Annotated in this window: 24 protein-coding genes; 23 read left to right on the forward strand and 1 reads right to left on the reverse strand. The window is 35.0% G+C overall.

The annotated features are described in order from the left end of the window. Positions 1-182 precede the first annotated feature (182 nt). From SAY88_RS11615 to SAY88_RS11635, 5 genes are all read left to right on the forward strand, one after another. Positions 183-767 carry a hypothetical protein gene (locus SAY88_RS11615; protein ID WP_332631996.1) on the forward strand — a complete coding sequence of 195 codons (585 nt, stop codon included), beginning with the start codon at positions 183-185 and terminating at the stop codon, positions 765-767. An 82-nt stretch (positions 768-849) separates the two neighbouring features. Further along, positions 850-1,539, forward strand: a complete 690-nt coding sequence (locus SAY88_RS11620; RefSeq protein ID WP_332631998.1) for a restriction endonuclease — start codon at positions 850-852, stop codon at positions 1,537-1,539. Positions 1,540-1,622: 83 nt separating this feature from the next. Then, positions 1,623-1,835, forward strand: a complete 213-nt coding sequence (locus SAY88_RS11625; protein ID WP_332632000.1) for a hypothetical protein — start codon at positions 1,623-1,625, stop codon at positions 1,833-1,835. Between the two features lie 95 nt (positions 1,836-1,930). Continuing rightward, positions 1,931-2,299 carry a hypothetical protein gene (locus SAY88_RS11630; RefSeq protein WP_332632002.1) on the forward strand — a complete coding sequence of 123 codons (369 nt, stop codon included), beginning with the start codon at positions 1,931-1,933 and terminating at the stop codon, positions 2,297-2,299. Continuing rightward, positions 2,300-2,545 carry a hypothetical protein gene (locus tag SAY88_RS11635; RefSeq protein ID WP_332632004.1) on the forward strand — a complete coding sequence of 82 codons (246 nt, stop codon included), beginning with the start codon at positions 2,300-2,302 and terminating at the stop codon, positions 2,543-2,545. It begins immediately after the preceding gene. Between the two features lie 154 nt (positions 2,546-2,699). Here the strand turns inward: SAY88_RS11635 and SAY88_RS11640 are convergent, their stop codons facing one another. Further along, positions 2,700-2,933 carry an aspartyl-phosphate phosphatase Spo0E family protein gene (locus tag SAY88_RS11640; protein WP_332632005.1) on the reverse strand — a complete coding sequence of 78 codons (234 nt, stop codon included), beginning with the start codon at positions 2,931-2,933 and terminating at the stop codon, positions 2,700-2,702. A gap of 170 nt (positions 2,934-3,103) precedes the next feature. Here SAY88_RS11640 and SAY88_RS11645 point away from each other — a divergent pair, with 170 nt between their 5' ends. The 18 genes from SAY88_RS11645 to SAY88_RS11730 all read left to right on the forward strand — a co-directional run bounded on the left by SAY88_RS11645 (position 3,104) and on the right by SAY88_RS11730 (position 14,678). After that, entirely contained in the window at positions 3,104-3,274 is a 171-nt protein-coding gene (locus tag SAY88_RS11645; protein ID WP_332632007.1) for a hypothetical protein, read from the forward strand. Next, positions 3,275-3,415 (forward strand): hypothetical protein, encoded by a 141-nt coding sequence (locus tag SAY88_RS11650; RefSeq protein WP_332632009.1) that lies wholly within the window; start codon positions 3,275-3,277, stop codon positions 3,413-3,415. Positions 3,416-3,474: 59 nt separating this feature from the next. Then, complete coding sequence (locus SAY88_RS11655) at positions 3,475-3,765, forward strand: HNH endonuclease (protein WP_332632011.1); 291 nt, start codon at positions 3,475-3,477, stop codon at positions 3,763-3,765. 108 nt (positions 3,766-3,873) lie between these two features. Beyond that, positions 3,874-4,224: a P27 family phage terminase small subunit gene (locus tag SAY88_RS11660; protein ID WP_332632013.1), complete on the forward strand. Its 351-nt coding sequence runs from the start codon at positions 3,874-3,876 to the stop codon at positions 4,222-4,224. 22 nt (positions 4,225-4,246) lie between these two features. Further along, on the forward strand, positions 4,247-5,953 hold the full coding sequence (locus tag SAY88_RS11665) for a terminase large subunit (RefSeq protein WP_332632073.1): 1,707 nt from the start codon (positions 4,247-4,249) through the stop codon (positions 5,951-5,953). Beyond that, positions 5,954-6,127, forward strand: a complete 174-nt coding sequence (locus SAY88_RS11670; protein ID WP_332632015.1) for a hypothetical protein — start codon at positions 5,954-5,956, stop codon at positions 6,125-6,127. It abuts the gene before it with no gap. Positions 6,128-6,138: 11 nt separating this feature from the next. After that, positions 6,139-7,314 carry a phage portal protein gene (locus tag SAY88_RS11675; RefSeq protein ID WP_332632074.1) on the forward strand — a complete coding sequence of 392 codons (1,176 nt, stop codon included), beginning with the start codon at positions 6,139-6,141 and terminating at the stop codon, positions 7,312-7,314. Positions 7,315-7,316: 2 nt separating this feature from the next. Then, complete coding sequence (locus tag SAY88_RS11680) at positions 7,317-7,895, forward strand: HK97 family phage prohead protease (RefSeq protein ID WP_332632017.1); 579 nt, start codon at positions 7,317-7,319, stop codon at positions 7,893-7,895. Then, the gene (locus tag SAY88_RS11685) at positions 7,888-9,066 is read left to right on the forward strand and encodes a phage major capsid protein (protein WP_332632019.1); all 1,179 of its coding nucleotides are present in this window, start codon (positions 7,888-7,890) and stop codon (positions 9,064-9,066) included. Before SAY88_RS11680 ends, SAY88_RS11685 begins: the two co-directional genes overlap by 8 nt. 36 nt (positions 9,067-9,102) lie before the next feature. After that, positions 9,103-9,279, forward strand: a complete 177-nt coding sequence (locus tag SAY88_RS11690; RefSeq protein WP_332632020.1) for a hypothetical protein — start codon at positions 9,103-9,105, stop codon at positions 9,277-9,279. Then, complete coding sequence (locus SAY88_RS11695; RefSeq protein ID WP_332632021.1) at positions 9,279-9,554, forward strand: hypothetical protein; 276 nt, start codon at positions 9,279-9,281, stop codon at positions 9,552-9,554. Before SAY88_RS11690 ends, SAY88_RS11695 begins: the two co-directional genes overlap by 1 nt. A gap of 1 nt (position 9,555) precedes the next feature. Next, positions 9,556-9,888: a phage head closure protein gene (locus SAY88_RS11700; RefSeq protein WP_332632022.1), complete on the forward strand. Its 333-nt coding sequence runs from the start codon at positions 9,556-9,558 to the stop codon at positions 9,886-9,888. Then, entirely contained in the window at positions 9,875-10,330 is a 456-nt protein-coding gene (locus SAY88_RS11705) for a hypothetical protein (protein ID WP_332632023.1), read from the forward strand. The genes SAY88_RS11700 and SAY88_RS11705 overlap by 14 nt, the downstream gene beginning before the upstream one ends. Then, a complete protein-coding gene (locus SAY88_RS11710; protein WP_332632024.1) occupies positions 10,327-10,701 on the forward strand; it encodes a hypothetical protein in 375 nt (124 codons plus the stop codon). The genes SAY88_RS11705 and SAY88_RS11710 overlap by 4 nt, the downstream gene beginning before the upstream one ends. Before the next feature lie 17 nt (positions 10,702-10,718). Then, positions 10,719-11,306, forward strand: coding sequence for a hypothetical protein (locus SAY88_RS11715; protein WP_332632026.1), 588 nt, complete (start codon positions 10,719-10,721; stop codon positions 11,304-11,306). Between the two features lie 69 nt (positions 11,307-11,375). Continuing rightward, a complete protein-coding gene (locus SAY88_RS11720) occupies positions 11,376-11,684 on the forward strand; it encodes a hypothetical protein (protein ID WP_332632028.1) in 309 nt (102 codons plus the stop codon). Between the two features lie 301 nt (positions 11,685-11,985). Next, a complete protein-coding gene (locus SAY88_RS11725) occupies positions 11,986-13,833 on the forward strand; it encodes a phage tail tape measure protein (RefSeq protein ID WP_332632030.1) in 1,848 nt (615 codons plus the stop codon). After that, positions 13,833-14,678, forward strand: a complete 846-nt coding sequence (locus tag SAY88_RS11730; RefSeq protein ID WP_332632032.1) for a phage tail family protein — start codon at positions 13,833-13,835, stop codon at positions 14,676-14,678. Before SAY88_RS11725 ends, SAY88_RS11730 begins: the two co-directional genes overlap by 1 nt. The last annotated feature ends 13 nt before the right edge of the window (positions 14,679-14,691 follow it).

Genomic DNA, 14,691 nt, shown 5'->3' on the forward strand with positions numbered 1-14,691 from the left:
GGATTTTACAGAGTACTTATTACTCTTTTAACAACTAAATATTGAACTTGGTTCGGTTCGAACCGAACCACGCTTGGATAGCGTTATCTATCCCCTTAAGGCACTGGCATTAGCTGGTGTCTTTTATTTATTCAGTCGCAAATAAGCGAAAACAAAATAATCAAACAAAGGGGAAATGTAAAATGACAAAAGTAAATAATGAAATGATTAATAATGAGGAAGTAGTATTAACACCAATTCCAGCTAATAGAGGTTTGAGCAATTATTTATCTGATACGGAAAATGGACGAATTTGGAATAAGAAGCTAGGTAGATTTCTGCAAGTGAATCCTAATGATAATGGCTATGTGTATGCTAGTTTAATTGATGACAATGGTGTGACTGTAAGAGTTGGTGTACATAGATTAATTATGGCTAGTGTGAGTGGTATTCCTCTTGAGTTTTTTAAGCGTGGAAAGATTGAAGTAGACCATTATCCAAATGAAGAGGAAAGATGGAACAACAGTAGACATAATTTGAAAATGGCAACAAGACACTCGCAGTATCGAGATAGTACTAAAGCCAAAATGGGTAAGGGCAAGAGGCTGAAAGAGTCTGAAGTATGTGAAATCCTTGAGCAACTTGCAGAGTGGAAAGAGGATGAGAACAATAAGCTTTCTACATTCATTCACATGGTTGCAGATTCTTATGATCAGACATATAGAAACGCACATAACATTGTCTATGGGAAAAGTTGGACGCATTTGCATAGTGGAGCAAATGCTTAATACATAAAATTATCAGTACAATCCTCCTATTCTGTCGTATAATGGTAGAATGATGGAAAACAGGAAGGAGGTTTGTATATAAATGGGATTAGAAATTCTTATAATCGCTGCCATAATATATTTAATTTGCGTTTTATCAATTTACGGATTTCAAGAGTTGAAAAATCTAAGAGGAAAAAGAAGAAATAAACCCAAAATATTTGTTTATTCAATAATGTGGATAGCCCTTTTTATTTCGTATTTTAGTAGCGAAAATAAAGGCTATTCAGTGATGATTTTAACACTTATTCTTGTTGTGATGTTGATATCAACTTTTTACGGAATTATAAAGGATAATAAACGTTTAGAGGAATTGAGACTATTAAAGCTGAAACGTCTAAGGGAATCAGGGATACATGAAATTGATCAAATGGATGGTTATGAATTTGAGAGGTATCTAAAAGAATTATTTAAATCTCGTGGATATAGCGTTATAAAAACCCCTAATAGTGGGGATTTTGGGGCAGATGTACTAATCGAAAAAGATGGTTTTAAGATAGCAATTCAAGCTAAACGATACCAAGGTAATGTAGGAATTAAAGCCGTTCAAGAAATTCAATCTGCAATGTTATATTACAAATCTGATGAGGCTTGGGTTATTACAAATAGTAATTATACTAAGTCTGCTAAGGAACTGGCTGAAAAGACAGGTGTACGTTTAGTTAATCGAGAGAAATTAGCTACTCTGATATTGGATACGTATCCGAATAAGAGCGTAAAAGAAGTTAATTAGATGGAAGGGAAAGACAAATATTTACATAAATAGAGGTCATTCTCCTTATGATGTCGAATTGGTGTTATGGGAGGTGATACATAATGGAAAAGTTTAGAGTAAGATTCATCTTTGATAAAGATAATTCTAAAACGCTTGAAATTGAAGTTGAGACAAAAGAACAGTTGATTGATAAATTAACTCGTGACGACTGGTACATCTCAGATGATGGTGAGAATGTAATTAACATGAAGGTAGTAACAAGGTTAGTTATTGGTTCTGACCGTCCGAGGGCAAGAGCAATTACAGGTTTTTAGGTAAAAGCATCCAAATTAATGGATGCTTATTATTTTGGATAAAGAAGGAAATTTTCTCTTTTTATCGAACTGCTAGGTAAAAGGAGATGATAAGAATGAGTTTCAGACATGATACAAGACATTTGTCAGGTCAGCAAAGGGCTATCATTAGTCAACGTGATAAAGCAGATGAATTGAGGAAACAAGAAAGTGAGAAGAAAGCAAGACAAGGACAAGAAGTAAGAAATAATGATTTCGCAACCTTATTAACAGGTTATTTATTGAAATTAGAACTTCCTGAAGAATTGGCAGAACACAGTTATTTAATTAGAACAAAGTTGGATATTCCTGCTACCGATCCTAAGCACAGATTTGATAAAGATGAGGTTAAAGCTTTAATAGATTGGCTAATGGATAATCCAGTAAAAGAAAGTTTAGAGTTATCACAGTATATTTTAAACGTATATTTTAAAGGTGATAATTGAATGAAAGTAGAATCAGTCAAAACTATAATTTCAGAAGAAAAAGGCTTTATTAATTTTAAAGAGGCTCAATTAAATATTAAAGAAACAGGTGAATGGTATGTTGAGCTTGATGGAATTGAAAATTATCTTGAATTGTTTGGAACTAGTTTAAATTTAAGAATTGAGACCACAGAAGGTTGGTATAGGGCAAGAGGATTCATAGATGACGATATTATAAGATCATCAGAAGGATTGGAGACACTTTAAATAGTGTCTTTTTCTTATGCGTAAATTTAATTTATAGGAGTGGTGAATGCATGTTCGAATCAAAATCAAAAGAATTATAGCTAAAAGATTAGAATTGAAGATAAATTTCATCAACATATTAAAAAATCTAGATAGTAGTTGCATTGAAGAGTGATTAATGCGAGCGAAACTGTTCAGTATAGCTTTTATTGTAAAGTGAAAAAACAATGAAGTATTGTTTGGGTTTAATCCGATGATAGTCATTTAAGACTACATCAAGTTCTTGACTATATTTTAGGGTTTTTGGGTGATCTAGTCCCAACTGCATTCCAGTCGATATCATGCAAATTCGTAATAACTCAATTTTAATTTTTAGTTTTTCATTATTGTTATTTAGATGTATTTGCATACTACTTACCTCCTGTTTGTGTATTTACACAACTTGGACGTAGGGACGTAGGATATAAGTATTATATTAAATGAAAAGTTATAACATGGTAACGCTTTCTACATTACTTGTCATAAAAAGACAATATTTGTAGAAGTGAGAGCGACTATCTTATTAATTTAGGAGGTTGAATGATGGAAAGTGTATCAGCAAGACTAGATAAAATGTTAGATAGCTATAGGGAACAGGGTTATGATGTGGACGCTCGTATTGAAGCTATGAGAGATGATAAGTACAGAAAGCAAGTAATAGATAAGCTGTATGATGAGGCAATGAAGCGTGAAGCTGAGGGAGTGGAGTAGATGAAGTTTTTTAAAACGATTGGGAGTATTGACAGTAAAATGGAAATAGCGAGTGTGAATAGTCTTATCTTAGATGATGCGTTAATGAGCTATATTGATAAGCTATTAATTATTAATGAAACAGTTGATGTGTCAGAATAGAGAGTTGTTTAAACATCAAGCAGTTATTCATGCTGAGCCTATTGATTGGAGTAATGTGAATGAAACAGACTAATCCATTCTATCTATCTAAGAAGTGGAAGCGTAAGCGCTCAACAATATTAAGAAGAGATGAATATCAATGCAGAGAGTGTAAGAGATACGGCAAGGTAACTGAGGCTACTGTAGTTCATCATTGTTTTACAATGGAGAGTAATCCTGAATGGGGATTACGTGATTGGAACTTGATTTCACTTTGTAACAAATGCCATGAGAGAATGCATGACAGGAATACAGGAGAGTTAACATTAACTGGTGAACAATGGAAGGAAAGAGTAACCCCCCACCTATAAATGATTCAGAATAGTCACAGGGAACCGTTGGAGGGGAACTTTTTCCAATAGATCGAGTTGTCCAAAATCTTTTTTAGGAACATTTTTAGCAAAAAGGACGGTGGTGATATGGCAAGGATTTTAGCCAAAAATACAATCAAAAAGCGAACAGTTGATGACATGCAGTCATTAGGAATTTATAAAAAAGAGTATCGAGATTTAATTGAAATTTACGTTGATATTTATCACGATTATTTAGTAGCAAGAAGAGATTTTGAAGAAAGTGGTAGAAAATACGAAACTGAAACAGCAGCAGGGAATCCTAAGAAATCTGCCATTGTGGATTCAATTGAAAAACTTAGGAAAGATTTATTAGCATATTCGGATAGATTAGGATTGTCTCCTAAAAGCTCAGAAAGTATTTCAGCAGAGTCAAATAATAAATCTACATTAGCAAGTGTGTTGAGTAAACTTGAGTAAACACAAAAATTATGACGTTGTAATGGAATATGCTAACAGTATCATTGAAGGTGGGAAGGTTGCTAACAAAGAACAGATCCAAATGTGTCAAAGGTTTCTTAGGGATATGGATAATCCTGATTATGACTTCAACCCTAAAGATGCAGAGTTTGTTATACAAATAATTGAAGAGACATTTGTTCATCAAAAAGGTGAAAATATGGAAGGGTATCCGTTAAGGGGCACTCCTTTTTTATTGCAACCGTGGCAAAAGTTTGTTGTTTATAATCTTCTAGGATTCTTTCAAAAGGCTACAAAGCTTAGAAAATACAAAGAATCGTTCATAATGCTTGCACGTAAACAAGGAAAGAGTCCGTTTATGTCTGCATTATCATGGGGCTTAGCTTTATTAGAGAGACGTTCAGGAGCAGAAATTGTAATCGTAGGTGAGAAACTAAAACAAGCCATGCAAAGCTTTAACTTTCTACTATTTAATTTGCGTAACATGGGTGAGGATAAAAACTTTCGCATTCTCGACAATAACCAAGAACATAGTATAAGTGGAGATTTAGGGGATGGGTATTTACGAATTGAAACAATTGCTGGTAACAGTGATCGGATGGATTCATTGAATACATTGATTCAAATACTCGATGAGTTGCACCTTTATAAGTCAGCTAGTCATTATAACACCATCAAAGAATCTGGAAAAGCCTACAGGAACTCACTTTGCATCGGGATCACAACGGCAGGTGATAATCCTAATAGTTTTTGTTACAACAGAATGAAGTATTGCCAAAAAATATTAGAGGGAACAGTTAAAGACGAGCAACTGTTTGTATTTATTGCTAAAGCTGATGAAGATGAAAATGGAGAAGTTGATTACACGAATCCAATTGAACATGAGAAAGCGAATCCAAACTACAATGTTTCTGTTTCAGGAAAAGAGCTATTAAATGATGCTTTGCAAGCACAAAATGATCCTCAGCAACGTAAATCATTCTTAGCAAAGTCACTTAATATTTATACTTCTGCTATGAGGGCTTACTTTAATATTGATGAGTTCCAAGAATCAGATAGAGAGTATAACTGGACGCTTGAAGAGTTAGCTAAATTACCAATTGATTGGTATGGAGGCGCAGATTTAGCGAAGCTACATGATTTAGTCGGAACAGCTTTATATGGTACATACAATCACCAAGGTAAGGAAATTGATATTGCTATTACGCATGCTTTTTTCCCAAGAGTGGTAGCGCACCAGAAGGCAGACGAGGATAATATACCTCTGTTTGGATGGGAAGATGATAAATGGCTTACAATGACAAACTCAGCAGTAACAGATCATCAAGAAGTAATTAAGTGGTTTAAAAAAATGAGGTCAAAAGGATTCAATATTAAACAAGTTGGATTTGACCGCAAGTTTGGTAGGGAATTCTTTTTAGGAATGAAGAGGGATCGGTTTAGAATTGAAGATACACCGCAGTTGTATCATTTGAAATCAGAAGGATTCAGAAGGATTGAAAGTAAAGTCAAAGATAAGAAGTTTTATTATTTACATTCCGATGCTTTTGAATATTGCGTACAGAATGTTAAAGCAATAGAAAAAACTGATGATGCAGTACAGTATGAAAAAGTAATGCCTACTCAACGTATTGACATTTTTGATGCAAGTGTATTTGCTTCTATGCAAATGTTAAAGAATCTACAAAAAAGCGGGACTGCTAGTAAATGGTTAGGTGGAGGTGAATAAATGAACTTTATGAAAGTATTTAAAGACAATTTAATAGAAATATTTTTGCTTATTGGGTTGTCATTAATTTCAATAGGCTTTTTTATTTGGTCATCAATGGCAGGGTTTATTGTTACAGGCTTATTGTTTATGGGACTAGCATTTATCACCTTTACCAACAAAGGAGGTGATTAAGATTGGGTTTTATGATTAATAAAAACAGACAAACAAGAGCAGAATCAAATTTAGTTAGGTGGTTTCTTGATCAAACTGATAACACATTAGACATTAACGGATATACAAAGCTATCTGATAATCCTGAAGTGAGAATAGCAGTTGATAAGATTGCTGATTTGGTATCTAATATGACAATTCACCTTATGGAAAACACAGACAAAGGTGATAAACGTGTTAGAAATGAGTTGTCGAGAAAGATTGATGTTGAACCTTATAAATATATGACACGTAAAAACTGGCTCTATAAAATTGTGAGTGATCTGCTTCTACATGGTAATGGTAACTCAGTTGTGCATATTGGTGTAAATCCTTCTAATGGATTAATAAGTGATTTAACACCTTTTCAAATGCCATCAGTGAATTTTGAGGATATAAGTGGTGGGTACGTTATTGACTATAATGATAAGATTTATAGTCCTGATGAGGTAATACACTTTGTACTTAATCCAAACCCTAACTATCCGTACAAGGGCACAGGTTATAAGGTTGTGCTACGAGACATTGTGAAAAATTTGAATCAAGCTAGTAAGACAAAGAATAGTTTTATGAGTGGGAAATATATGCCAAGTCTAATTGTAAAAGTTGATTCAAACACTGCGGAGTTATCAAGTGAAGAAGGTCGTAATGCTGTTTATAAGAAGTATTTAGAATCTTCAAATGCTGGACAACCGTGGATTATTCCTGCAGAAATGATTGATGTACAACAAGTAAAACCACTGTCATTAACAGATATCGCCATAAACGAATCAGTCGAACTGGATAAGAAGACGGTAGCAGGGATACTTGGAATCCCTGCTTTTTTTCTTGGTGTTGGTAAATTTGATAAGGCTGAGTATAACAATTTCGTTAATACTAGGATTTTCTCAATAGGTCAAATCATTTCGCAAACATTAACTAGGGATTTATTGTACAGCCCGAACATGTATTTCAAATTAAATCCACGTAGCTTATATTCTTACGACTTAACTGAAATGGTTACAGCAGGGACACAGATGGTTGACCGTAACTCTATGCGTAGGAATGAGCTAAGAAACTGGGTAGGATTAGATCCTGATGATGAGATGGAAGAGTTGATAGTGTTAGAGAATTATATTCCAGCTAATCAGCTAGGAGATCAAAACAAGCTTAAAGGAGGTGATGAATAAAAATGACAATTAGAGAAGAATCACAAACAAGAAGCCTTGTATCTGATTTGAGAACTAGAGCTGAAGATAATGATGAGAAAGTAATTGAAGGTTATTTCGCTGTTTTTAATTCTGAAACTGAGTTATGGCAAGGTGCTTATGAAGAAATTGCACCAGAAGCATTTAATAAGACATTAGGTAATGATGTTCGTGCACTTATCAACCATGATACAGGATTAGTTCTTGGTAGAAATAAATCAAACACACTTGAATTGAAAGTTGATAGTCATGGACTTTGGGGGAGTATCAAAATAAATCCTAATGATACAGATGCAGTCAATCTTTATGAGCGTGTAAAGCGTGGAGATGTTGACCAGTGTAGTTTTGGATTCAATATTTTGAGTGAATCTACAGATTTTCGTGATGACGGTTCAGTGAAGTGGACATTGCGTGAGATTGACTTGCATGAAGTTAGTGTTTGTACATTTCCTGCTTATGCAGATACAGGTGTTCAAGCTAGAAAGAAGGATATTGAACAGCACAAACAAAGACAATTTGAATTAAGAAAACAAAAGCTAAAGGAGAGATTAATAAATGGGTAATCCAGTTATTTTAGGTGCTAAGTTAAACATGAAGCGTAGCGCATTATCAACAATTGAGGAACAGATGCAAGCATTATTAGTAAAACGTAGCGAATTAACTGAAGCAGTTGAAGCGGTTGAAAGTGAGGAAGATTTAACTGCTATTGAAGTTGATGTAGATGTTAATGAAAAGGAAATTGAAGAACAAGAAACAGAGAAAGGTAAACTTCAAGAAGAGATTGCTAGTCTTGAAGCACAAATTGAGGAATTAAATAATAAAAATCCAGAAAACAACAAAGGGGAAGAGAGAAAAATGAAAAACAAAAATGTAGAAATTCGTGAAGCAATTAATGGTTATGTACGTTCAAAGGGGCAGACTCGTGATGGTTTTACTTCTGTAGAGGGTGGAGCGTTGATTCCAGAGGAATTATTAAGTCCACAAGAAGCACCAGAAGATGTAATTGACTTAAGTAAATTAGTTAATGTTGCTAAAGTAAATAGTGGCTCTGGTAAATATCCAGTAATTAAGAAATCAGGTAGTAAAATGACTTCTGTTGCAGAACTAGCAGCTAACCCAGAACTAGCTAAACCTAGTATTACAGAGGTTCCATACGACATTGAAACTTACCGTGGTTACATCCCAGTATCTCAAGAAGCAATTGATGATGCGGATTATGATGTTACTGGTTTAATTGCTGATGAGATTGCAGACCAAGAATTAAATACTAAAAATGGTGCAATCGCTACAGTTCTAAAAACTGCTACTCCTAAAGCTGTTGTTGGACTAGACGGTTTAAAAGCGGTGTTCAATAAAGATATTAAGAAAGTATACAATGCGAAAGCTATCATTTCATCATCTTTGTATAATGTATTAGACACAATGAAAGATGCAGATGGACGTTATTTATTACAAACAGACATTACTGTTGCCTCTGGTAAGAAATTGTTCGGAAAAGAAGTCGTTGTATTAGATGATGACATGATTGGTGATGCAGATGGTGACCTAGTTGGATTCGTTGGTGATCCTAAAGCATCTGTTACACTATTTGACCGTAAACGTGCATCTGTTAAATGGGTAGATAATGATGTATATGGTCAACTTCTAGCAGGGTTTGTTCGTTTTGATGTAGAGAAAACTGACACTGAGGCAGGCTTCTATGTCACATTCACTGAAGAAGTTGCTGGAGCTTAATCTAATACATAATTAATAAAAGAGGTGAAGGATTAAATGGCTAAATACATAGTGATTAAAGACTTTGCCGACTTACAAGATAATGGTCACGTCTATCATGCAGGGGATAAATTCCCCCGCAAGGGACGTGTAAAGAATGACCGAATTGAGGAGTTATCAAGTACATCAAACAAGATTGGTGAAGTCTTGATTCAAGAAGTCGGTGAAGAATAATGGATAGGTTACAAGAGGTTATATTACCGCTAGTTAAAGAAAGAATTGGTATTCGTTCTAACGTTCGTGATAACTATATTATGTTCATCTTAGAGAGTGTTGTTAATGAATTAACAGAAGAAAAGGGTATAGTTATTGATGATACTAACCCTAGACATTTTATGTTTATTGTAGATTATTCAGCTTGGAGATATTCAAACAGGGATAGTGTTGATGGTATGCCTAGGCATCTACAGTTTAGATTACACAACCTTATGATTAATGGTGGTGTATAAGATGGCATTTGATTTTGAATTGACTCTTATTAAAACTATCAATGATACCAATGATTTAGGTGATTCTATTTTTGAAGAAGTTAAAACAGATGTATTGTGTGATGTACTTTCCGTGACGAGATCAGAGCATTATGCAGCCATGTCTAACCAAGTTAAGCCCGAAGTGGTATTTGTGGTTAATAAGTACGACTATGCAAAGGAGATAGATGTAGAATTTGAAGGTTCTAGATATAGTGTTATCAGAGTTTTTGAGCCTAAGAAGTCAAAAGGTATAGGTGACTTTGAAACAATCGAATTGATTTGTGAAGGCGGTGTTAACAATGGCACTTCCTAAATCAGTAACTAAAATTGATAGACAAGGTGGAGTAACTTTCACGTCTAATGTAGACCAAATAAATTACACAATCACAGAACTTTCGAGGGCAGCTTTGCGAGATACAGCCAAATTTATCAGGAAACTTCTGATTATTGAGTTGAAAAAACTACGTGGCATGAAGAGATCAAAGCGGATTTACACATCGACCCAGTACTGGAATCGTTCTAAATCGAAAGATTTACTGATCGGATTTAAGCATGGAAGCTGGTATGGTTCAAGGAGTGAATTAGGTACTCATGGTTCACCTGCTCGTGGTATCTTACGTACTACAGTATACAACAACATAGACCAAATACAAGCCATACAGGCTCAATATCTTAGCGGATTAAACGCTGAGAATCCATCGTTAGCAGGAACAAGCGAAGGCGACTATGAAAGTCCAGATGGGGCTGAGTCATGATACAACTACGCAAACAGATTAACACACTACTGAAATCATACCATTCACAGGTTTATTATCAAACAGCTCCTAGTACAGCAATCTTCCCATATATCATTTACGACTTTCCAAATTCATTTACAGCTGGAGAACAAGAGATATTTAATTTTGATGTAGACGTTTGGGACAACAATGTCGATACAACGGAAATAGAAACACTAGCATCTAATCTATGGAGGGGTTTGAACTATTATAGATATTCGGATGAAGATATCCAGTTTAGTATATATAGGGAGAATCGCTTGCCAGAATTAGATGAAAAAGAAATAGGCTTAAGACGAAGGAAATTAATATTTCAACTTAGGTATTTTGACAAGAAATTATTAGATTAATTAGAGGAGGAAATTAAATGGGTAAAAATTATAGCGGTTATACAACAAAAACTGCCGACAATCTCTTGCTTGATGCAGGAGCTTTTTTTATTAACTTTGATATCGATGCAGATACATTTGATTCAGCAGTTACAGCAGGGAAGCTCGTAGGAGCTACAAGAGGAGGTGGACAGTTTTCAGCGATTCCAGAGCTACGAAACATTGAAGTTGATGGACTCAAAGGTAAAGCTAAAGGATTGCAGACAATTGATGCTTGGGAAGTGAAAATGACGGCTAACGTCATTGAAGTAACGAAAGAAGGACTTGCACAAGCGTTAACATCTAGTGAAACTGATACCACAACTAATCTTGAATACGACATCATTAAAGCCAAAAGTAACATTGATATTACTGATTATATTGATAATATTACGTTTGTCGGGAAAAAGTCAGGTACAGCAGAGCCAGTAATCATTCAAATTTACAACGCTCTAAATACAAACGGTTTAACTCTTCAAACACAGGATAAAGGAGAAGCTGTTATTTCTGTGGAGTTTGAAGGTCATTACGGAGCTGAGGACTTAGACAACCCACCATTCGCAATCTTTTATCCTAAAGCAGTATAACCATTAAGCATCCTTTTATAGGGTGCTTCTTTATTTATTTCAATTAAAAATTAGGGGGAGTTATTAATAATGGAATACAAAATGAGACCGTTGAAAACGATGGATATTTTTAAAATGAGTAAGATTCTTAAGAAATTAAACGTGAAATTAGATGTAAATGAAAAGATTACACAAAAGCAAATGGGAGCACAAATGATTCAAAGAGTTGTGGAAAATCTACATCTAGCTGAAGGGGAAGTAAATGCTTTTCTTGCGGAATTAGTGGGAATAGATGCTAAAGAATTTGCTGAGTTGCCTATTGAGGATACATTACAGATTATCGCATTATTCAAGGAGCAAAAAGGACTAGCAAGTTTTTTGTCAGCAGCAGGGAAATAGATCCCTTTGAATTTTATGATTTACTTTACTCTCGTTATGCTGATCCAACCTTTGTTTTAGATATGGATATTGACGATGGTATACAGATGATAAGTCAGATATACGAAAAACAACGAGAAGATAGACATTTTACGCTATACGCTTCTCAATATCCACACATGAGTGAGGAAAATTACATAACTTTTGAAGAGTTTTACAAGCCACAGAAAGCAAATGAAGTTGTGGAAACTAAAACGTCAGAGGAAATATTAGCAGATGTAAAAGAGTTAATGAACTCCCACAGTTGGAGGTGATATAAAAAATGAATATATTTAAGTTGGTAGGTTCGATTCTAGTAGACTCAGATGCGGCTGAGAAATCAATTAGCAAAACTGGAAAAGAAGCTGAGGGGCTAGGTACTAAGCTTGGTAAGGGTATAAAGACTGCAGCTAAATTTGGTGCAGCACTTGGAGCAGGTGCTTTAGTAGCTGGTGGAGCAATGTTTGGTCTTGGAGTTAAGTTGGGAAACACCGCAGATAGACTCTTAGATTTAAATTCCATTACAGGCATGTCAACAGACGAGATTCAGCGTTGGGAGAAGGTAACTAAAGTAGCTGGTGTTAGCTCTGATGCAATGACTAATGCCTCTCAAAAGCTTACGAAATCACTCGATACAATGGTTAATAGTGGTGGTAAAGGTGCTGAGTCATTAGAGGCACTTGGTTTATCTGTTGAAGAAGTCGCTAACATGAACGCTGATGAACGCATGAACGCTATTACAGAGGCATTAGCAGGTGTTGAAGATAAGACCGAACGAGCTAAGATTGGAACAGATTTGTTAGGTGGTTCTTGGAAAGATATTGCTCCTATAGTTGATATGGGTGCAGATGCAATGAACAAAGCTAAAGATTCAGCGAATATTATTAGTGAAGAAGACTTAAACAAAGCTAACGAATTTAGAATAAAAGTTGAAGAGATGAAAGATCAATTAGGCTTCTTTGCTACAAAAATAGCAATTGCTGTAATGCCTACTCTTCACAAAGTGATGGATTGGGCGCAAGATAAATTACCATTAGTACAATCGTTTTTCGAAAGTGCATTTGATGTAGCAGGAGAAGCAATTGGAAAAGTTAGTGATTTTATCAGTGCTGAAGTAATGCCACGCCTAAGTGAGTTATGGGATTGGTTGTCTCCAAAACTACCTGAAATAAAGCAATTGTTTACAGATTCCTTTGGTGTAGCTAAAGATGTCCTTATGGACGTTGTAGAAGCCATTAAGGACACAACTAAGTGGATAGAAGACCATTGGAATATTGTAGAGCCTATTCTTATTGGAATTGCAACAGGTATTACAACCTTCTACCTCATTACAGGTGCTATAGCAGCTTATGGAGCAATTACAAAAGCAATTACAGCGATTCAGCTTGCGTTTAATACAGCTTTAGCATTGAATTCTATAGGCTTAGTGGTAATTGCTATCGGCTTGTTAGTTGCGGCTGGTGTGATGTTATGGAAGAACTGGGACGTTGTAAAAGCCAAGGTAAAGGAATTGTGGAGTGCTTTAACAAGTAGATTTACTGAGATAAAAAGCAATGTAACCTCAAAGGTAAACGAATTGAAAACAAACATCTCAAATAAATTTAGTGAAATCAAATCTTCTGCAGTCACAAGATTTAATGAAGTGAAAGATGCAATCTTGAATCCGATTCACACAGCCAGAGACAAAGTAAAAACAGCCGTTGATAAAATTAAAGGTTTCTTCACTGGTATGAAATTAGAATTACCTAAGATTAAAGTACCTAGCTTCAGCCTTAAAAACTGGTCAAGGAATCCAATTGATTGGTTAGATAAAATGCCGTCAATCGGAATAAATTGGAATGCTCATGGAGGTCTATTTACTAAACCTACTGTATTAAACACACCTTATGGACTTCAAGGTTTTGGCGAATCTGGTACTCCAGAAGCAGCGTTACCTCTTTCAGCTTCTGTTCTTGGTATGATTGGACAAAAGATATCGGATACGATGAGTAAACCTGTCAGTGAACATGTGCAAAACGTATACATAACCGTTGAAGGAAATATTGATAAAGACTTTTACCATGATTTAATGACACGTCAAAAGAGAGAAACAGATACAAAATTAATGATGAGAGGAGTGAGGGAAAATTAATGTTTAAAGCACCAAAAACAATACATAATTTTAAGATTGTCTATCAAGACGGCACAGTAATAGACATGGCTGATGATTTAAATATAGTCGTTCGCTCTTTCCAAATTGACTCACTCTCTCCAATCATTTATTCGGAAAAAATACAGGGGAAAAGTGGATCAATAAGACTTGGGAAAGACTACGACAATCGAAAAATGCAAGCTACATGTCAGTTTTTTGCAGTTGACTCTTATGATTATCCATTAGCACGAAATGAACTATTACAAACACTATTTAAAGATGAAGAGTTTTATATTGTGAAAGATGATGAACCAGCCAAGCGTTGGAAAGTTGAAGTAAGTAACTCATTTACACCTGAGCGAATAGTTAATTCAGGTGTATTTGTCGTTGATTTTGAATCAATGTCACATTATGCAGAATCGATTGCAACAACACAGGACGAACTATCTTTTGATTCGTCTATATTGCAATTTGGTCAGGGATTAATTGCTGAGGATTTGAAGTATACGCACAATACTACCTCATTTAGTATTTATAATGCTGGTGATGTAATTGTAAACCCACGTGATAGCAATATGGAGCTAGTTATTGAGTATGTTGGAGCTTCAGATTCGTTGCGTATTGTAAATGAGTCTACAGGTGACATATGGGAACATACAGCGACAACTAATAGTGATGATGTTATACGTCTCGAAGGTGTCAGATCAACTCGTAACAACCTCTTAATTGTTAGAGAAAGCAATAAAAAGGTCATTTCCATAAAAAATGGCTGGAACAATTTCAAATTAGAGAACACAAGCGGAAGCTTCGAAATCAAATTCGACTTCCGCTTTTATTATTTGTAAAGGAAGGTGAGTA

The organism is Halalkalibacter flavus (genome assembly GCF_036663575.1).
In the GTDB taxonomy this organism is placed as follows: Bacteria; Bacillota; Bacilli; order Bacillales; family Bacillaceae_D; genus Halalkalibacter; species Halalkalibacter flavus.